The sequence below is a fragment of the Sulfurovum sp. genome, assembly GCF_036568385.1.
Lineage (GTDB): Bacteria > Campylobacterota > Campylobacteria > Campylobacterales > Sulfurovaceae > Sulfurovum.
This window is the reverse complement of the sequence record NZ_DATCSP010000092.1, coordinates 1-19,149: the sequence shown is the minus strand read 5'-3', so window position 1 is coordinate 19,149 and position 19,149 is coordinate 1. Positions and strand designations below refer to the sequence as shown.

Here is a 19,149-nt window from a genome sequence, read left to right as displayed (position 1 = left end):
AGAAGAGCTCTGTAGCTTCAATTCCTACTTTGTTATCGAGCGATACGCATTGACAATATCTAAAAGTTCGTCTGTTATCTCTTGCTGACGGTGTACATTTAACTCTTGCATCAAAAGTTTTTCTCTCTCCTTGATCGCATTGCTTGCCTGTACCATGGCGTTAAGCCTTGCCTGGTTTTCGCTGGCAACTGACTCAATGAAGGCTCTGTAGATCGAGGTATGCAGATACTCCTTGATGAGAGCGTGTAAGATATCCTCTGCCTGTAGATAGAGAAGCGGCTCTTCTTGTATCGATTGTTTATGAAATTTTGAGAAATCGGGAGGCAACACTTTTTTTTCAACGATATTGTAGCTTCCGCCTTCCAGCTCTGCATAGATGAGATTCAGTTTATTGAAGTGTTCTTTTTCAAAAGTTTCGATCAGGTAGGAAGAAAGTTCTATTGCGTTGATCTCGATGGCTTCAACATTTGAAGCGCCGTTCAGATAGCGATTGCATAAGATCTTTCTTGCCCTTGCCAGCTCGGCCCCTTTTGCGCCAACGATGATCGTAATAGAGTTATCTTGGAAGATATTTTCAAAAAAGTTTAAAATATCTTCATTGAAATAACCGCAAAGTCCCTCCTGTGACATGAAGAGCACAAAAATAGTTTTTTTTGTTTCGCTCAGGTTCTTTTTGGTCAGATATGGAAAAAGGGTGATGATCTCTCCGAAGGAATCTTCGATGCTGCTCTGGTAAAACCGTAAGTTTGAGAGGCTTTTTTTTGCTGTTTGTACATTAAAATTGGCAAATGCCTTCATGGATGATACGATCTCTTCTATCTCTTTTGCACTTTGGAGTTTTCTTTTCAGGACAAAAGAGGGGATCATGACCGCCACGCTTCTGCATAGGCATCTGCAACCGTTTTCAACCGGCTTATTAAGTACTCGTCCATAAGATCCGCTGTACTTATGGCTTGTAAAATATCTTGATGTTCTGTTTCCAAGTGTACACTGAATGTATCGATAAACTGCTCTACCTCTCCCAATGGCAACTTTTCAAGATAGCCTTCATTATGCAGAAAAAATATCGCTACCTGCATGGGCATACTGATATGTTTTGAGCGGTCCTGTTTCAGGGCTACCCTCAGTGCTTTTCCTCTGTCTATCAGTTTCTGTGTCTCTTTTTCGACTTTTGCACCAAACTTTGTAAATACTTCAACCTCAAGAAACTGGGAGTAATCAAGCTTGAGTTTGACCGCCATTTTTTTAAGCACCTCTGCCTGTGCTTTACCCCCGATCCGTGATACAGATTTAGCTATATCGATGGCAGGCAAAAAGCCTTTGTTGAAAAGTTCCCTGTCAAGGTAGATCTGTCCGTCCGTGATGGAGATAAGATTGGTAGGGATGTAATCAGAGATCCTGCCTGATTGGGTCTCTATGATAGGCAAAGCCGTAATGGAGCCACCCGTGTATTTCTCTGCTCTTTTGCCTGCTCTCTCCAGGAGTTTTGAGTGTATGAAAAATATATCTCCCGGATAGGCTTCACGCCCGGGAGGAATTTCAAGAAGCAAGGAGATGCTTCTGTAAGCATCGGCATGTTTGGTCAGGTCATCATAGACGATCAATACATCTTTGCCCTGGTCGGCAAAGTATTCGGCAATCGCAGCCCCAGAATAGGGGGCTATGAACTTCATGCCCGGCGCTGCATCTGCCGGTGCTGCAACGATGACCGTATGTGAAAGTGCATCACTTTTTTTCAAGTCATTGATCACTCTGGCGATCTGTGCTTTCTTCTGCCCGATAGCGACATAGATACAATAGACATTTTTATCTTTTTGGTTGATGATGGTATCTACGGCTATCGAACTCTTTCCCAGAGATGCATCCGATATGATAAGCTCCCTTTGTCCTTTTCCTACGGGTATCATTCCATCTATGATCTTGATCCCGGTATACAGGGGTTCTTTGACAAAGTCACGCTTGATCATTTGAACGGCCTCTTTTTCTATGGGATAGCGCTCTTTTGTTTTTACCTCTTGATCCGTATCGATCTGTTTTGAGAGAGGATCGATCACCTTGCCGAGAAGTTCGAATCCTACGGGGATGGAGATGCTTTGGCCGGTGCAGCTTACCCGGTCTTCGACATTAAGAGAGGTGTAATCACCTAAAACTACAGCCTGTACGGACTCTTTTTTGATATTGAGCGTCAAAGCAAAAAGATTGTGAGGAAGCTTCAAGAGTTCAAAGTAAGCGACAGTGGAGAGATCCCTGACCTCTATAATACCATCGCTGATACTGGAGATATACCCTTCTTCTTTGGTGGTGAATGTTGAACTAAACCGATGAGAGACCTGGTAGAGTTTTTTGAATGTTTGTTCGATATGCTCTTGTGTTTCCATTACGATAATTCCCTAACAGCTTCGTCTTTTAACTGTTCCAAGGTTTGCCGGATAGACCCATCAAATATTTTGTTCTCTATCTCAAGTTTTATACCGCCTATGAGAGCGCTATCCACAAAAGTCTCCAGAGAGGATATGGTTATATTCAGGGTATGCTCCAGTGTCTCTCTGATCGTATGCATCATTTTTTCTTCTATCTTCAGCGCCGTAGTAAGTTTGACCATGCACTCTCTGGTTTTTATCTCTTTTTTGAGCATCTCTATCTCGCCTGTATCTGCACGTTTGAGTTCAACAAGAAATTTTTCGATCAGTTTTTGATGCATCTCCTCATCTATCAATTCCTTAGCGAATCTTTTAATATAATCCATGCCGAAATAGACACTTTGTTCTTTGATGGTTCTTTCTACTTCTTTCCTTTCAAGCTCCAGAATACTCTCCTGTTTGAGCCTCTCTTTTTCGATCTCATTGTCTGCTTGTTCCAGGAGACGCTTTTTCTCCTCCTGGGCCTCTTTTCTTGCAATACTGAGTTCTCTGCCCTTTAAGATATCTATCTCTTTTACTTTTTCCTGATACGCTTGTTCCTGCTCTTTTAGTCTTCTCTCACCGGCTTCTATCTCCTCCAAACGTTTGCTTAGAAGTTCATCTCTCTTTTGAATGACTCTTTTCAAAGGATTGAAAAAGAGTTTGTATAAAATATACAAAACGACAAAAAAGTTGATGACCTGAAAGAAAAAAGTCCACCAGTTGAACATAAGACTTATTTCCCGACCAGATCTAGCAGAGGGTTGGCGAACAAGATGATCAAGGCTATAACCAGTGAGTAGATCGCTACTGATTCGACCATGGCCATACCGACAAACAGCAGACGGGTGATCTCGTTAGCTGATTCAGGCTGTCTTCCTATGGTCTCTATCGCTTTAGTGAGGGCTTCGGCCTCACCGCGTGAAGGCCCGTATCCTCCTATTGCGATTGTCAGACCTGAAGTGATGATCGATACTGCAACGATTATAGTCATACTATCCATTTTTTTTCTCCTTAGTTGATTTGAGCTCTTCTGCCTGGATGCCGCCAATAATGAATATATAGGCCAATAGCCCGAACAGAAAAGCATGTAGAACATCCCCCACGATACTGAGAAGCATCATAGGTACGGGTACCAGAAAACCTACCAATGCGATAAGGATCGCAACGATCATTTCCCAGCTTAACATGTTTCCAAAAAGCCGTATGGCCATCGCAAAAATCCTTGAAATGTCTGCAAACAGGTTAAACGGAAGCAGAAAGACCGAAGGTTCGATATATTTTTTGAGATAGCCGCTGAAACCGCTGAATTTGATGCCATAGTAGTGGATCGAAAAGAAGACTATGACCGAAAGTGCAGCTGTTGTACTCAGATCTCTTGTAGGATTATGAAAATAGGGAATGAGCGATATCAAGTTCATAAAGCCTACATAGATCCATATGGTACCGATAAACGGCACCAGTACCCATGCAGAGATATTGACAGAATTCTCCAGGGTCTGTTCTATAGCGATCACAATTCTTTCTGCAAAGATCTGCATTTTTGGCGGGTGCGAAATGGACAATCGCCTGGTCGTGAAATAAGAGACAGCCGTCAGTATAACAATAATGATCCAAGTCGTTACTACAGTATCTGTTATGGGGATGACAAGAGATGCGATGTTAAATTCAGATACGATTTCAGGAAATACATTTTCAACCATAATAATCTCTTATCTATTTATTTGATTTGATGATAAGATAAATGCGTTTTAGAAAAGCTTAAAAGACAAGAAAGCGACGCATTTGGTTATAATGGGGTAAAAAAGACCTAGAGACGTATCATGATCGGGAAAATAATAGCTTTAAGTTCAACCATATGCGATATCTATTTTGAAAAGGAACTGCCTTTTATTTATGAAGCGCTTGTGTTGAAAGACAAAGATAAAACGCTCTATTTTGAGACACAAAAACAGATAGATGAACATACCGTTCGTGCCATAGCCCTGGGTTATATGCAGGGTGTAGAAAAGGGAGCAGAAGTTGCACGTACCTATGAACACATAAAAGTTCCGGTAGGAAAAGAGACATTGGGCAAGGTCTTTGATGCACTTGGTATGGAGATCGATGGAGGAAAGAGCAAATTTTCAAAGCATCATACTATCCACAGACCCTCTTTGAAGATAGCGAAGCAGAGTGGCGGGATCGAGGTCTATGAAACGGGTATCAAGATCATCGATCTGCTCTCTCCGTTCATCAAAGGGGGTAAAGTTGGACTTTTTGGCGGAGCAGGTGTAGGAAAAACCGTTCTACTGATGGAGTTTATCTATAAATCTATCTCTTTGCATCAGGGCATCTCTTTGTTCGCAGGCGTAGGGGAGAGGATCAGAGAGGGGCATGAACTCTATGAAGAGATGAAAGAGTCCGGCGTGATGGATAATACCATTATGGTTTTCGGACAGATGAATGAATCCCCGGGAATTCGCTATATGACACCTCTGACCGCACTTACCATGGGAGAGTATTTCAGAGATGAGGAGCATAAGGATGTACTGCTGCTGATCGACAATATCTACCGTTTTATTCAGGCGGGGCAAGAGATCTCTACACTGCTTGGAAGAATTCCTTCTCGCGTCGGATACCAGCCAACCCTTTCCAGTGAGATCGCCGAACTTGAAGAGCGTATCGCTTCCAGCAAAGAGGGTTCTATCACATCGATCCAGGCGATCTATGTACCTGCTGATGATATCACTGACCCCGGCGTTGCTTCTGTTTTTGCCCATTTGGACACCTCTGTCATACTCTCCCGTTCCCGTGCTTCAAAGGGGCTCTATCCCACGATAGATCCTCTTGCATCGCATTCAAAACTTTTTGATCCCTCCATTATAGGAGAAGAACATTATGCGGTTGCAAAAGAGGTAAAAAGCATCCTGACAAAATATAATGAACTACAGGATGTTATCGCGATGCTGGGTATGGCTCAGCTGGGTCATGAAGATCGTTTGACCGTTATGAGGGCCAGGAAACTGGAAAAGTTTTTAACCCAGCCGTTCTTTGTCACGGAAGCTTTAAGTGGGAGGGAGGGCAAAAATGTTTCCCTTAAAGATACGATCAAGGGATGTAAAAAGATCATCTCAGGTGAGATGGATGAGATAGATGAGTCTCTTTTTTATATGATCGGAGCCATTGATGAAATCAACATTTGATGCCACGATCATCACCCCGCAAGCCATAAAGATCGTAGAAAAAATCTCCTTTTTCAGAGCAGAAGATAAAAGCGGTTCATTCGGTATTCTGCCTAGACATACAGCATTTCTAACCGTCCTGGAGTCCGCCATCGCCATAGCAGTAATAGAGAATAAAGAGCATTATTATGCCTTTAACGGCGGGATCCTCTCTTTTAAAAACAACCATTTGAAGATCATGACACAAGAGTTTGTAGAAAGTGATGATTTAAACACGCTTTTGGATAGTATCAAATACGCTTTCAAAGTTCAGGAAGAGAAGGAGCGGCTTTTTAGTGACAACATAGAAAATCTGCAACATGCATTTATCAAAAAATTGATTGAAATGGAGAGAGACGTTGGATAAAAAAACCCAAAAAGAGATGTTTCAGAACAATATTGACAAACAAGCTTCCTGGCTGAAGAAATGGAGAAAAAAAGGTATTTTCTGGGAAAAGGTCATGCTCGTCGGGGCCATAGGCTGGATGATCGTCCTGCCTATGGTTCTTGGCGGTTATCTGGGTACCTATCTGGATAAGCATTATGCAGTGGAAAACAGCACTTTTTCCTGGACGCTCACTTTTATCATTTTAGGACTTTTTGTTGCGATATATTCTGTCTGGAAGGTCTTTTTTTATAAGAAATGAAAGCGCTACTTTTACTTTTTACAGGTATCCTTATTGGATTTTTCTACTTTGGACATTTGTATCTTCAGCTGCAACATATGAAAAAAAAACATAAGTTCCCGTTCTTTTTTACATTCTTGGTCCGTTTTTCATTATTGAGTATTGTATTTGGTATGCTTTTTTATCACTTTGGCTATTTGGCTATTTATACATTTTTAGGGTTCATGATCAGCAGATATTACTATACATACCAATAAAGATAGACAGGGCAAAACCTTCAAACACTTATTTTTATCTCATGTCATCTGATCGGCAAAGCCATATTACTTCACGTAGGCATCATTCTGCGGATTTATCTCTATGTCAAACACTTCTGAAGCCAGATAGAGTGAATTGAGTACCAAGAAGAGCGAACGGTTGGTGTTGAGCAGCGAAGTGAGCAGCGTGACGTCGAGACCAAAGGTCTTGTAGGCAAAGGTGACCTGTTTGAGCAGCTGTTCGTTCTCCTGAAGACTCTCGTTGTATTTTTTCTCGAACTCTTTTTTGTCTATTTCATGATTCATATACAGATGCAGTGTACGAATGGCATTGATGAGATGTTTACGCATACGATTGTAGGCCTTCTGGACAGAGGGATCATCGCTCTGTGCAAATTCATTGAGATCTTTTTTGATCCCTTTGATCATTTTCGCCGCATAGGCACTCTCTCTGGTCGCAGTATAGAGTTTCTCTATGTTCCTGCTTTGCTCCTCGCCGAGTTCCTGTGTGTTTATTTTGCTGATAAATTCAAAGATCTTGCTCTCTATGGCTTTCATGTTCTGATAAGAAGCCGTACTATCGAAATCAATGATATCTCTATTGGTGTCGAGTATCTCATCCGTCTCTTTCCTGCTGACCAGTAGATCGTTGGATCTGACATTCGCCACCAGAAGTATATATTTGAGGGTTTTTAAAAAAAGCCCTTCTATCTCGTCGCGCACTGCAATGACGGCACTTTCTGTCACCTGAGTATCGACTAGGTGCACGTAGCGTGTCACCACAGGTGTTTTAAAGGTGACCACTTTCTCAAGGAAACGTGCCAAGAGCGGTATAAAGGGTGCTAGCAGCAGCACACCCAATACGTTAAAGATGGTATGAAACACTGCCAGCGCGATGATAGGATAGTTTTCCAAATGGACTATCTTGAGAATAAACAGAGAAAGATAGGAGAGTAAGAAAAAGACGACCACAGCCGTCAGGATATTGAATATGAAGTGTGCCACAGCCGCTCTTTTCTTGTCTACCGTACCTCCTATCGATCCTAAAAGTGCCGTAATGGTCGTACCGACATTGGCGCCGATCACTACAGATGCAGCGCCTTCGAAGGTCAAAGCATTGACACTCAATGCGCTCAGTACCAGTGCCGTGGTGGCAGAACTTGACTGGATCACAGCGGTGATCACAGCGCCGAGCAGCACAAAATAGTAGAGGGGGTAGGCACTGTATGTGTGAAGCTCAAAAGAGCTTCCAAGTGCTTCGATACTGGTTTTCATATATTCCAGTCCCAAAAAAAGAAGCCCGAAACCGATCAGAAACTTTGCAAAGAAAAAATACCTGCTGTGTTTGGGCAGGAACATCAGGCCCAGTCCGCCGAATCCGGCTATGGGAAGGGAAAAGGATTCGATCTGAAGCTTAAATCCCAGCAGTGCAACAAGCCAGGCGGTGACAGTGGTGCCTATATTGGAACCGAATATGACGCCTATGCCGCTTTTTAACGAGATGAGCGATACGCTGACAAAAGAGAGGGTCAAAAGAGTGACGACCGAACTGCTTTGCAGCAGTGCGGTGGCAAAGGCACCGGTAAAGATCGATTTGCCGGTACTGTCCGTACTGTTCTTAAGCCATCGTTTCAGTCTGAAGCCTGCAAATTCCTGAAGAGAAAGCTCCATGTAGTAGATCCCGAAAAGGAAGATCCCCAAACCGGAAAAAGCAGTAATGATAGAACTTGTCAAGGTGATTGTCTGCATGGATTATGATAGTAGAAACTCTGTTAAGAAAACTTGAATATTTCTGCATAAGACATTGGTATGTTAAATTATTTGTTGTAGAATACAGATGAACCATGTATGACAGTTGCTGAGAAGCTTGATGCGAAACTATTTGATAAAAAGGCAAAAGAGATGAAAAAGTTGCAAAGAATTGTTGTCGGTATAGATGTTTTTGAAAACTCGGACCATGTGCTAAAAAGAGCAATGATGGTGGCCAGGGAGACCGGTTCGGACCTGTTCGTCGTGCATGCCGTGAGAATACCTTGGCTGGATATACCGAGCTATTTTGGTTCGAAGCCCATGGCCATAGACAAAGAGGGTATTAAACAGAAGATAGAAAAAAAAATAAAACGGCTGAACAAAGAGAAGAACGTGAACAGCTTTGTCTTTGTTAAAGAAGGCAATGCGGATGACATCATACTCTATGAAGCCAAACTGCATAAGGCAGACCTGATCATCATCGGTGCACACAGCAGGACAAAAGGCAAGAAAAAGCGTGTAGGAGCCACGGCAGAAAAAGTGGCGAATCAGAGCCATATGCCTGTTCTGGTCGTGAAGAACAGTTGCAAAAAACCCTATAAGAACATTATTGCTCCTACAGACTTTGAAATACAGTCAAAACAGAGTATTCTCTTTGCCAGATCGCTTTTCCCCGATGCCTCCATCCAGATAGTGAATGCGTTTGAAACCATTTATATGGAAGGCCCTTATACGATGGTGGGACGCGACCTTTCGCAGTATAATGATGTGGCTAGATCGTGTGCCAAAAGTGATCTGAAAACCTTCATGAAAGAGGTCTCTGTCAAAAAAGGAAAGGTCATTGACGGAGAACTGTATGCCAAAGAGACACTGATCGAGTATATCAAAGAGGGCGGATATGATCTTGTTGTGGTCGGATCAAGAGGTACGGGAGGCTTCAAGGCGTTACTGGGAAGTTTTGCAACGTATATCCTAAGAGAAGCACCTGGTGATGTTTTGGTCTATGTACCGTAGCGCAGCAAAAAAGAAACAGCAGCAAAAAAAGATATAGTAATAAAAAAAGAAATCATACTAAAAAAGAAAGAAAAGAGGAGTAAATGATGAAAAAAAGAGACGATCTTGATCTGAATGAATTTGAAGAAGTTTTAAAAAAGGATCTGGCACAGATCGAAGAGAACATTGAGCAGCTTCGGTCAGAGCTGGACAGTGTCGGTACGGATGACGGTATCAATGATATGGAAGACCTCGCCTCGCTCAGCAGCCTCAGTTCCAAAGACAATACCATTTTGGATCAGCAGGAGCATGAACGTGACGAGACGATCCATGCGCTTGGAAAAATAAAGAACGGCACCTACGGGATATGCGAAAAGAGCGGTAAACCCATACCTGTGGAAAGACTAAGGGCAAACCCTACAGCAAGAACCATTGTGGGAGCAGAAGAGTAGCATCTTCAAACCCGGCAATGGTAGGTGTTTTGTGTTATTTACCGCCAGCAAGCAATGACAGGGTCTAAATCCACTGAGGGAAAGGGAAAGCTTCAGATGAAAATCGGTATACCAAAAGAGATAAAGAGCAAGGAGTACAGGGTGGGGATGATCCCCTCTGGTGTCAGACTCCTTGTTGAGAGCGGGCACGAAGTCCATATCCAAAAAAATGCCGGAGAGAAAAGCGGTTTTTCCGATAGTGACTATCTGCAGGCAGGCGGAGTGATACTGGATGATCCCAAAGAGATCTATGATGCCTGTGAAATGATCGTAAAGGTGAAAGAGCCTCAGCCGGAAGAGTATGACCTTTTAAAACCCGGACAGATACTCTTTACCTATCTGCATCTTGCTCCTCACGCAGAACTGACCGAACTGCTTCAGAAAAAACAAGTGACAGCTATAGGCTATGAAACCGTTCAGGAGAACGGCAGGCTGCCTCTGCTTGAGCCGATGAGTCAAATAGCGGGCAGGGTCGCTCCCATGGTCGCGAGCACTTTTCTTTCGGCCCACCATAATGGAATGGGGGTACTGATAGGCGGTGCGACCGGTATACTGCCATCCAGGGTTTTGATCATCGGCAGCGGGACCGTAGCAAAAAATGCCGCCGGCATTGCTGCGGGAATGGGTGCGGATGTGATCGTGATGGGAAGAAATCCGCAGAGCATGAGATCCGTTCAGGCATCCATGCCTGCGAATGTCTCAACCCTTTACTCCAATGCCTACAATATGGAAAAGATCCTGCCTACGGTGGATATGGTGATCGGGGCGGTCTATGTCACCGGCGAAAGAGCACCGCATCTGATCACCAGGGAGATGCTTTCCTACTGTAAAAAAGGTGCGGTGCTGGTCGATGTTGCCATTGACCAGGGGGGATGCTTTGAGACCTCCAGACCGACCACCCATGACGATCCTGTGTTCGAAGTGGACGGTGTGCTGCACTACTGTGTGGCGAACATACCCGGAGATTATCCTGTGACTGCCACGCAGGCGTTGTCCAATGCAACCCTGCCTTATGTCAGGAAGATCGCTGATTCGGGGTGGAAAAGCGCAAGTCTGCAGGATGTTGCCATTTACAGCGGTGTGAATGTCGCAGGCGGGTTTGTGACGGAAAAAGGTGTAGCCAAAGCACATCAGATTACACATTATGCATTAAAAGATATTATTGGAAATTGTCCGGAGTTTGGAGGGGAACGATGTTGAAACCAGTGGGAGTGGATAAGCTTTATAATTACTGTAATCCGGAGATGTTTGATTTTGAGACGACCGACGAACTTGAAGAACTTGATGAGATCATAGGGCAGCGCAGGGCACTGAAAGCCATCAGCTTTGGTATCGGTATCAAAAAAGAGGGTTATAATCTTTATGCTATGGGTAAACTCGGCAGCGGAAAACACGCTGTGGTAGAAAAATTTATTCAAAGCCAGGCCAAGAATGAGAAAAAACCGGGTGACTGGTGCTATGTCAATAATTTTCAGGAGCCAAGAAAACCGATCTATCTAAAGCTTGACGCAACGATGGGAACGCAGCTTAAAAAGGACATGGAAGAACTTATCGAGGAGCTCCAGACGGTCATCCCCTCCATCTTTGAGAGTGAAGAATACCGAGAGCAGAAACAGGCCATCATTGATAAACTCACCAAAGCCAAAGAGGCATCCCTGATCGATATACAGAACAGGGCCAAAGAAGATGGTATATTGATCAGTTTCACGCCGCAGGGCTATACCCTTTCGCCTATCAGCAAGGAAGGAAAGGTTCTGGGCAAAGAGGAGTATCAGGCACTCGGTCCCGAAGAGAAGGAGAAGATACAGGAAAAGATCATCAAGTTCAGAAATGAGCTGGAAACTATCGTTCAGGACATTGTCGTAGAAAGCAAGATACGCCAGAAAGAGATCAGGAAACTTGAAAAAAACATGACAAAAAAAGCTGTGGACAACAGTTTGGACGAGTTAAAAAGAAAATACAGTGGGTACAGCAAAGTGGTAGGGTACCTGGAGAGCGTGGAAGCTGACATCATAGACAATTCACAGGATTTTCTGATCGCAGCACAAGGAAACCTGGTTGCCATGGGGATGAAATCTGCAAAGGAGAGCGGACTGTTCAACCGGTACAATGTGAATGTCATTGTAAGCAATGATGACGGAGATGGCGCGCCGATCATCTATGAGAACAATCCGACCTATACCAATCTGTTCGGAGAGGTCGAGCACATCGCGCAGATGGGGACATTACTGACGGACTTCAACCTGATCAAAGCGGGTGCGCTGCATAAGGCCAATGGCGGATATCTTATCTTGGATGCATCCAAGGTACTGATGCAGCCTTTTGTCTGGGAGGGACTCAAAAGAATGCTTAAATCCTCGGAGATCCGCATTGAGTCCCTTGCGCATTCCTTGAGCCTGATCAGTACCCTCTCTCTGGAACCTGAGGCGATCGAACTGGATGTAAAGATCGTACTGATAGGCGACAGAATGTTCTACTATCTGCTCTACAATTACGATCCTGAATTCAGAGAGCTCTTCAAGATCAATGCGGATTTTGAAAATGAAACAGAGCGAAATGAGGAAAACAGCCTGCTGTATGCCAGAATGATCGCGATGATGGCAAAAGAGAATGATCTTCTGCCCTTGGACAAAGAGGCTGTGGGTAGGGTGATCGAATACAGTTCGCGTCTGGTCGAAGACAGTAAAAAACTTTCGACACATTTGGAGAGCCTGAACAACCTGCTGCAGGAGGCGGATTTTATCGCAGCGCAGCAAAAGCTCCCCCTGATCACAAGAGCTGCGATCAACGAAGCCATCAAAGAGAAGATAGAAAGGTCTGACAGGATCAAAGACAAGATGTACGAAATGATCCAAAGGGGAACGATCCTGATAAATACGAAGGGGTCGGCCATCGGAGAGATCAATGGGGTGGCGATACTGGATCTTGGCAACTTCTCTTTCGGTCATCCCTCAAAGATCACGGCATTGACCAGACTCGGCAAGGGCGGTGTGATCAACATTGAAAGAGAAGCAAAGCTCAGTGGACCGACCCATGATAAAGGGATGATGATACTTTCTGCCTATCTGGCTGCCACCTATGCAAAAGATTTCCCGCTGAGCATCACCGCCACGCTTGTCTTTGAACAGTCCTATGGCAGGATCGACGGAGACAGTGCCTCCTGTGCAGAGCTGTTCGCTCTGCTCTCTTCTCTGAGCGAAGTTGCCCTGACCCGATCGATAGCGGTCACCGGCTCGGTCAATCAAAACGGCCAGGTACAGGCGGTCGGCGGTATCAACGAAAAGATAGAAGGTTTTTTTGATATCTGTACGCTGCTGGATGATCAGGAAAAGAACGGCATTATCATCCCTGCTTCCAACCTGGAACATTTGATGCTGAAAGAAGAGGTCCTGGAAGCGGTCAAAAAAGGCACCTTTGAGATCTACGCCATTGAGAGCGTGGATGAGGGGATGGAAATACTCACCGGAAAAGAGAGCGGCAGGAAAGATGAGCACGGCAGATTTCCGAAAGGAAGTATCAACTACCTTGTAGAAGAGAAGCTGAAACTGCTTGCCAATAAAAGCAAACAAAAGAGAATAGAGTAGTCATGATCATCTGTAGCTGTATTCTGCATGTGGAACTGCCGTATGTCCAGTCGCTCAAAGGGCGCAGGAGTGTCACCAACAGTATGAAAGAGAAACTGAAGGCATTCAACGTTTCGGTGATGGATATCAGCGGAGAATACGCCAAAGAAGCGGATATCGCTTTTGTCTTTGTTTCCCCAAATTCGCTTAAAGCAGCCCAGTACCGTGAAAAGATCGAACAGATGCTTGAGAGGCACTTTTCAGAATATCATTTTGAACTGGAATATGAAGAGATCTAAAGGGTCGGATACGTAGCAGTGGGAGTAGACCGCTAGGATGACTCTTGCAGGAGCGGTTCCAAAAATGCCATCATATGCCGATAATGGTCCCCCTGCCAGTAGACGCGGTCACAGGTAGGGCAGTACTCAAAATAGTCGAAATACTTTTTGACCTTTTCCGGCAGGATATCGATGACCTTTTCTTTTTCAATGACCTGAAGCGGGGTATTGCAGACGATACAGCGGCTGAAAGGAGCGGGGTCCTCTTTCAGCCTGTAGTGGTCTATCACTGTCTTGAGCTGGGTTTCAGTATCCTTGGCTTCCAGAAAAAATGCAGGGGCATGTCTGCGTTCTGAAAGAGAACGGTCTCTTGTAAGAATCGTCCGATGTTCGCGCTTGGCCATCTCGATCAGTTTATCATCCTCTATGTGGGGAAAATAAAGGGTGTCAACTCCCATCAGCCGCAAATATTTTGCCAGTTTTCCCAAATGGCAGTCAGCGATGAATCTGGGGGAGCCATTCTTTCCTGCGGTGATGGAGCGCTGCATGGTCAACGGGGTGAGTCTTCCGTGACAGCAGTCCAGTCTGCAAGGCTTTGTGGAAAGTTTTCAAGTTCATTTTTGAACCTGTCCCACTCCACATAGTCGGTATTGAATTCGGCGACATCTTCGGCAGCCAGCTCGGCGCTTTCATATTCGCCGAGCAGCTCTTCTCCTATCCAAAGCTCATACTGCAAATGAGCTTTATGCACGATCTCAAATGTCCCCACGTCGGAATTATACATATAGTTTTTCATCTCATACCTCCATCTAGATATACCAAGGAATGCTTCCAAATCTCTGCAAGCTTTGCAGGTTTGAATCGCTGCCTTTTGCATATTTTAACACAAATATGTTGTTTTCTTTTTACTTATTGGGTATGATAGAAACAAGTTATCTTAATACGGTGTAAGAGGTGTATAAGATGAAACGCTTACTTTTTTTCTTCCTCCTGACGTTCTTGCCGCTTTCAGCCAACACTACTGCTGTCATGAAATTGGAGATCAAAGGTGCCATTGGTCCTGCAAGCAGTTTTTATCTCAAAGAGGGGATGGCAGCAGCTGCGGATAAGGATGCGCAGATAGTGCTGATCGAACTTGATACGCCCGGAGGACTCTCAACCTCTATGCGTGAGATGATCCAGGAGATCACGAACAGTACCTTGCCTGTGATCGTCTATGTTTCCCCTAAAGGTGCCCGTGCTGCGAGTGCCGGTACCTATCTTCTTTATGCCTCTCATCTAGCGGCCATGGCACCCGGAACGAATCTTGGCGCCGCAACTCCTGTCAGCCTGATGCCGGCTTCGAAGATGACCGATCTAAACGGTACTACTCCTTCCACCCTTGAAAAAAAAGCGATCAATGATGCCATGGCCTACATAAAAAGTCTGGCTGAACTCAATGAACGCAATATTTCCTGGGCGATAGAAGCGGTCGAAGAGGCCAAAAGCATTTCGGCAAAAGAGGCGCTTGCGTATGGCGTCATAGAGATACTGGCAGAGGATGTCAATGACCTGCTGCACAAAGTGAATGAACGGAGCGTTACCGTGTCAGGAAAAGAGATCAAACTTAGAACGGGTAATGCAGTCATAGAGACCTATGAGGCGGACTGGAAGATCAAAGTTCTCTCTATCATTACGGACCCCAACATTGCCTATATCTTCCTTATCATAGCCATATACGGTATATTTTTTGAATTGCTGAATCCCGGTGCTATCTTTCCGGGAGTGACCGGGGTCCTTTCAGGGGTCATTGCATTGTACGCATTGAACATGCTGCCCTTCAACTATGCGGGGCTGCTGTTGATCCTCTTGGGTATCGGTTTTATGGTCGCAGAGGTTTTTGTTGCGGGGTTCGGCATCCTGGGGATCGGAGGCGTCATTGCCTTTGCTTTGGGTTCACTGCTTCTTTTTGATGCCGATACATTGGGAAGCGGAGTCTCCATACCACTGATCATAGCGTTTTCCCTGGTGAGTCTGGGATTTTTTATCTTTGTGCTGCAGTTCCTGCTACGGACACGGTCTCTCAAGTCTGTGACAGGTATCGATGAGATGGTCGGTTCTGTCGCTGAAGTGCTTGAGGTCACAGACAAAGGGTACCGTGTACGCTGTCACAGCGAGGTATGGTATGCTGAATCTGACAGCGAACTGAAGATCGGTCAAAAAGTACGTGTAGAGGGTCTGACAGGACTGGTACTGCACGTCAAACCAATAAAGGAGTAAATGATGTTACCAATGATACCAATGACTTCGGTCTATATCGTGATGATACTACTTATCTTCCTGGCTTCCGCCATTCGCATTTTACGTGAATATGAGCGTGCAGTTGTCTTCACGCTTGGACGTTTTACAGGAGTGAAAGGTCCGGGACTGATCATCCTGATACCGTTCATACAGAGAATGGAACGGGTGGATCTTCGGATCATTGTACTGGACGTACCGGAGCAGGATGTGATCTCCCATGACAATGTATCCGTGAATGTCAATGCCGTCGTCTATTTCCGTGTCGTGGATCCTGAAAAAGCGATCATACAGGTAGAGAATTTCTATGCGGCGACCAGCCAGCTTGCACAGACGACCCTTCGTTCGGTCCTTGGCCGGCACGAACTTGATGAAATGCTTGCTGAACGGGAACAGCTGAACTACGACATACAGGAGATACTGGACAAGCAGACCGATACCTGGGGGATAAAGATCTCCAATGTGGAGATCAAACATGTCGACCTGAACGAAAGCATGGTACGTGCCATCGCCAAACAGGCGGAAGCGGAACGGGAACGTCGTGCCAAAGTGATCAATGCGAAAGGAGAGCTTGAAGCAAGTAAGAACCTTGTGGAGGCAGCCGAGATACTGAGTAAAAATCCCTACGGGATACAATTACGTTATCTGCAGACCTTGAGTGATATATCCAATGACAAGACCAATACGGTGGTCTTCCCGTTCCCGACAGACTTACAGCAGTTCATGAAGGGTATCGTAAAAGAAGAATAGCTTTATAAATGGTTCATGTGGCTGTTTTTGTTTATGAGCAAAGATCGCTGCATCTTAATGTATAAGGGAACATGATCTCATGGAGAAGGCGATAAAGGGTAGAAGCATGGTTTCATTGATAGCTATACTGAGCATCTTCTATCTGCTCATCTGCCTGTTACTTTTTCTTTTTCAGCGCCAAATGATCTATTTGCCAACCTCTGAAGTAAGTGTCCCGGGTGCGGCACATACCTTGGTAGATACAGGTGATGCAGAGATCAAGATATGGACGCTTAACCCGGGCAAGGATAAAGGGCTCATCTACTTCGGGGGTAATGCTGAGAATGTTGCATATAACATCAATGATTTTCGAACACTTTTTTCTGACCATACGGTCTACCTTGTAAACTATCGCGGTTACGGAGGAAGCAGTGGATCACCTCATGAAGAGGGCCTCTACCGTGATGCCTTATCACTTTATGACCATTTTATTAAAGATCATACTGCCCTCTCGGTCATGGGGAGAAGCATCGGGGCGGCTGTTGCAACCTATTTAGCTTCCAAGCGTCAGATAGAAAAGCTACTCCTTATAACACCTTTCGATAGTGCAGTGAATGTAGGCAAAAAACTTTACAGATTTTTTCCGATGGGCCTTATCATGACAGAACGATTAGATGCAGTCGGAATAGCTGACAGGGTCACCACAGATACACTGATCATAGCTGCTGGTAATGATAGAATTATTCCTTATGAACATACACAGAATCTCATCGATGCTTTCATCAACGCACAAGTAGATGTTGTGACACTGGGCAGTGTAGGGCACAACACTGTGCATCACCATCCTGATTACAAGAAGAGCATTACCTCGTTTATGAGATAGTTTTTAATTTTAAACTATCTTCGATATCAACTGTCTATTTTATTGGAAAAAGCATTCCAGTCAATAGAGGGCATTTCTGCCAGACGTGCTTCATACTGTGTTTTTGTGATCCCCTCATACGGCATTTGACAGTAAGTCCCCTTATCGGAATGCGGCAGCATGGAGACCGATTTTATGACAGGAAGGTACTGTGTCAGCAGCGCTTCGATCTGTGCCCCCTCTGTTTCAGGATCAAAGTAGATGGTACAGCTCACCATATTATCGCTCCATTCACGCTGCAACAGTGCCAGGAGCGAGAACTGTTCCGAAGCTGGAACCATGGCTGCATATCTTGTTTTCCCGTGAGTGATGGGAAATTCAAATACGGTGGTGTTGGCACTGTAGCGGTCCGCTTCATGAGGGACACCTGCATCTTTGAGTATCTTACAGATACGGGAAGTGTGCCCCACGCGAAGTCTGCGCAGTGCGTAGCGGAATGCAGGAAAGTGCATCCCTGCACTGCAGCCGACCAGCTGGCTGATGGTCCCCGAAGGCTTTACGGTCGTTACCCTGACGGATGCAGGGATCTCTGCTTCCAGTGCTAATTTTTGATTGACCGACCGTACAAGACGGTACCCCTTTCTGAGTCTGCGTGTCAGTGCTGCTTCTCCATAGCTGTCAAGCAAATCCGCAATGCCGGAGATACTGACACCGATCCTTCGGTTTCGTAGGATGACCTTATTTGTTTCAGGACGATGTGTGGGCAGCAGGGAGACGGTGGAAGCATAAAACGTGGCATACTCCAGTGCCCGGTAAAACGCCTCTTCATCCTCACAGCGGGAGGGAAATACCTCTGCCAGATTACAGAGCTCAAAACTCTCCAGCGGGATCTCAGAACAGGGGTTTGCCAAAAAAGCGTTATCATGGGAGGCTTCACCGTAGCGGGCATATTGCTGCACATTGGGCAGGTTCATGATGCCGGGCTCACCATTGTCACGTATATGCGCTGTAATGAGCGGTAACTGTGCAAGATCCTCGCTCTTTTCCAGGACCACCGTATTATTGGAGACCCATCCGATCTCAGCGCGCTCCGGATGTTTTTTGTAGTCCTTCAGCTCGAGAAAGGTCCTGTCATGGACGGACCCCAGTGCTATTTCGGCACTGCGGCGCACATTGCCTGCTATCACACAGCTGCCGATGGCGTTCATGATATCTGCCACACAGCGCGTCCGATCGCTTTTTCCCAGGCAATAGTCGTCGAGATAGCGTTCCATCCGCTGATGCAGTTCTTTTAACGGAGCAGGACCGGATGCCGTACCGCCGAACCCATGAATGGGAGACCCCTCAGGACGGATCCTGCTGTAATCGAATGAAAACCATCTGCCTTTTTTCGTGTAGCTCTCTATCAGCAGCCTTACTGATCCGGCCCAGCCCTCTCTGCTGTCGGGTATACTATGCACAAGGGGATCCCTCTTATCCGGGATGGCGACATTCATCCCTTTCCATGCGGTATTGAAACCGACCCCGACCCCGCACATCAGCATATCCATGGTCCACTCCGCTGCGAGGGAAAGGTCGGTCGTGTCCACCGCGCCGCAGTTGTTCAGTGCGGCACTGCCACGTTCATAGATGTACTCCGTACCCATGATCCACAATCCGCGCCCGGGAGGCAGCCATTTCATCTCGAACATTGTTGTCGCGAGCTTTTGGGCATAGCGCTGC

21 protein-coding genes are annotated in these 19,149 nt (G+C 45.4%); 12 read left to right on the top strand and 9 right to left on the bottom strand.

Going from position 1 to position 19,149, the window contains the following annotated elements; all coding sequences use genetic code 11:
• Positions 1–24: 24 nt before the first annotated feature.
• The 5 genes from VIM88_RS09725 to VIM88_RS09705 are packed head-to-tail and all read right to left on the bottom strand — an operon-like array spanning position 25 to position 4,102.
• Positions 25–867: a F0F1 ATP synthase subunit gamma gene (locus VIM88_RS09725; RefSeq protein WP_331862706.1), complete on the bottom strand. Its 843-nt coding sequence runs from the start codon at positions 865–867 to the stop codon at positions 25–27.
• The gene (locus tag VIM88_RS09720; protein WP_331862694.1) at positions 864–2,378 is read right to left on the bottom strand and encodes a F0F1 ATP synthase subunit alpha; all 1,515 of its coding nucleotides are present in this window, start codon (positions 2,376–2,378) and stop codon (positions 864–866) included. The genes VIM88_RS09725 and VIM88_RS09720 overlap by 4 nt, the downstream gene beginning before the upstream one ends.
• Positions 2,378–3,130: a F0F1 ATP synthase subunit delta gene (locus tag VIM88_RS09715; RefSeq protein ID WP_331862693.1), complete on the bottom strand. Its 753-nt coding sequence runs from the start codon at positions 3,128–3,130 to the stop codon at positions 2,378–2,380. The genes VIM88_RS09720 and VIM88_RS09715 overlap by 1 nt, the downstream gene beginning before the upstream one ends.
• 5 nt (positions 3,131–3,135) lie before the next feature.
• Positions 3,136–3,402: an ATP synthase F0 subunit C gene (atpE, locus tag VIM88_RS09710; RefSeq protein WP_331862692.1), complete on the bottom strand. Its 267-nt coding sequence runs from the start codon at positions 3,400–3,402 to the stop codon at positions 3,136–3,138.
• Complete coding sequence (locus tag VIM88_RS09705; RefSeq protein WP_331862691.1) at positions 3,395–4,102, bottom strand: F0F1 ATP synthase subunit A; 708 nt, start codon at positions 4,100–4,102, stop codon at positions 3,395–3,397. Before VIM88_RS09705 ends, atpE begins: the two co-directional genes overlap by 8 nt.
• Before the next feature lie 120 nt (positions 4,103–4,222).
• Between VIM88_RS09705 and atpD the strand changes: the two genes are divergently transcribed.
• From atpD to VIM88_RS10230, 4 genes are read left to right on the top strand one after another with little or no spacing between them, the layout of a single operon-like run.
• Positions 4,223–5,584, top strand: coding sequence for a F0F1 ATP synthase subunit beta (atpD, locus tag VIM88_RS09700; protein ID WP_331862690.1), 1,362 nt, complete (start codon positions 4,223–4,225; stop codon positions 5,582–5,584).
• Positions 5,568–5,969, top strand: coding sequence for a hypothetical protein (locus VIM88_RS09695; protein WP_331862689.1), 402 nt, complete (start codon positions 5,568–5,570; stop codon positions 5,967–5,969). The genes atpD and VIM88_RS09695 overlap by 17 nt, the downstream gene beginning before the upstream one ends.
• On the top strand, positions 5,962–6,249 hold the full coding sequence (locus tag VIM88_RS09690) for an AtpZ/AtpI family protein (protein ID WP_331862688.1): 288 nt from the start codon (positions 5,962–5,964) through the stop codon (positions 6,247–6,249). The genes VIM88_RS09695 and VIM88_RS09690 overlap by 8 nt, the downstream gene beginning before the upstream one ends.
• Positions 6,246–6,485 (top strand): ATP synthase subunit I, encoded by a 240-nt coding sequence (locus VIM88_RS10230; protein WP_414717496.1) that lies wholly within the window; start codon positions 6,246–6,248, stop codon positions 6,483–6,485. The genes VIM88_RS09690 and VIM88_RS10230 overlap by 4 nt, the downstream gene beginning before the upstream one ends.
• Positions 6,486–6,551: 66 nt before the next feature.
• Here VIM88_RS10230 and VIM88_RS09685 read toward each other — a convergent pair whose 3' ends face one another.
• Positions 6,552–8,234 (bottom strand): Na/Pi symporter, encoded by a 1,683-nt coding sequence (locus VIM88_RS09685; RefSeq protein WP_331862687.1) that lies wholly within the window; start codon positions 8,232–8,234, stop codon positions 6,552–6,554.
• Between the two features lie 99 nt (positions 8,235–8,333).
• Between VIM88_RS09685 and VIM88_RS09680 the strand changes: the two genes are divergently transcribed.
• The 5 genes from VIM88_RS09680 to VIM88_RS09660 all read left to right on the top strand — a co-directional run bounded on the left by VIM88_RS09680 (position 8,334) and on the right by VIM88_RS09660 (position 13,580).
• Positions 8,334–9,248: a universal stress protein gene (locus VIM88_RS09680; RefSeq protein WP_331862686.1), complete on the top strand. Its 915-nt coding sequence runs from the start codon at positions 8,334–8,336 to the stop codon at positions 9,246–9,248.
• Positions 9,249–9,334: 86 nt separating this feature from the next.
• Positions 9,335–9,679, top strand: a complete 345-nt coding sequence (locus tag VIM88_RS09675) for a TraR/DksA family transcriptional regulator (protein ID WP_331862685.1) — start codon at positions 9,335–9,337, stop codon at positions 9,677–9,679.
• A gap of 96 nt (positions 9,680–9,775) precedes the next feature.
• Complete coding sequence (gene ald / locus VIM88_RS09670) at positions 9,776–10,918, top strand: alanine dehydrogenase (protein ID WP_331862684.1); 1,143 nt, start codon at positions 9,776–9,778, stop codon at positions 10,916–10,918.
• A complete protein-coding gene (locus tag VIM88_RS09665) occupies positions 10,912–13,302 on the top strand; it encodes an ATP-binding protein (protein WP_331862683.1) in 2,391 nt (796 codons plus the stop codon). The genes ald and VIM88_RS09665 overlap by 7 nt, the downstream gene beginning before the upstream one ends.
• A gap of 2 nt (positions 13,303–13,304) precedes the next feature.
• Positions 13,305–13,580: a DUF503 family protein gene (locus VIM88_RS09660; RefSeq protein ID WP_331862682.1), complete on the top strand. Its 276-nt coding sequence runs from the start codon at positions 13,305–13,307 to the stop codon at positions 13,578–13,580.
• A gap of 32 nt (positions 13,581–13,612) precedes the next feature.
• Here VIM88_RS09660 and VIM88_RS09655 read toward each other — a convergent pair whose 3' ends face one another.
• Both VIM88_RS09655 and VIM88_RS09650 read right to left on the bottom strand, forming a co-directional pair.
• Entirely contained in the window at positions 13,613–14,107 is a 495-nt protein-coding gene (locus tag VIM88_RS09655) for a Mut7-C RNAse domain-containing protein (RefSeq protein WP_331862681.1), read from the bottom strand.
• 2 nt (positions 14,108–14,109) lie between these two features.
• Entirely contained in the window at positions 14,110–14,355 is a 246-nt protein-coding gene (locus VIM88_RS09650) for a hypothetical protein (RefSeq protein WP_331862680.1), read from the bottom strand.
• A 167-nt stretch (positions 14,356–14,522) separates the two neighbouring features.
• On the opposite strand from VIM88_RS09650, the gene VIM88_RS09645 reads away from it, so the two are divergent.
• The 3 genes from VIM88_RS09645 to VIM88_RS09635 all read left to right on the top strand — a co-directional run bounded on the left by VIM88_RS09645 (position 14,523) and on the right by VIM88_RS09635 (position 17,448).
• Positions 14,523–15,818 carry a nodulation protein NfeD gene (locus VIM88_RS09645; protein ID WP_331862679.1) on the top strand — a complete coding sequence of 432 codons (1,296 nt, stop codon included), beginning with the start codon at positions 14,523–14,525 and terminating at the stop codon, positions 15,816–15,818.
• A 3-nt stretch (positions 15,819–15,821) separates the two neighbouring features.
• Positions 15,822–16,586 (top strand): slipin family protein, encoded by a 765-nt coding sequence (locus VIM88_RS09640; RefSeq protein ID WP_331862678.1) that lies wholly within the window; start codon positions 15,822–15,824, stop codon positions 16,584–16,586.
• A 106-nt stretch (positions 16,587–16,692) separates the two neighbouring features.
• The gene (locus tag VIM88_RS09635) at positions 16,693–17,448 is read left to right on the top strand and encodes an alpha/beta hydrolase (RefSeq protein WP_331862677.1); all 756 of its coding nucleotides are present in this window, start codon (positions 16,693–16,695) and stop codon (positions 17,446–17,448) included.
• A 26-nt stretch (positions 17,449–17,474) separates the two neighbouring features.
• Here VIM88_RS09635 and VIM88_RS09630 read toward each other — a convergent pair.
• On the bottom strand, positions 17,475–19,149 hold a 1,675-nt coding region (locus VIM88_RS09630; RefSeq protein WP_331862676.1), incomplete at its 5' end, for a fused protease/ribonucleoside-triphosphate reductase.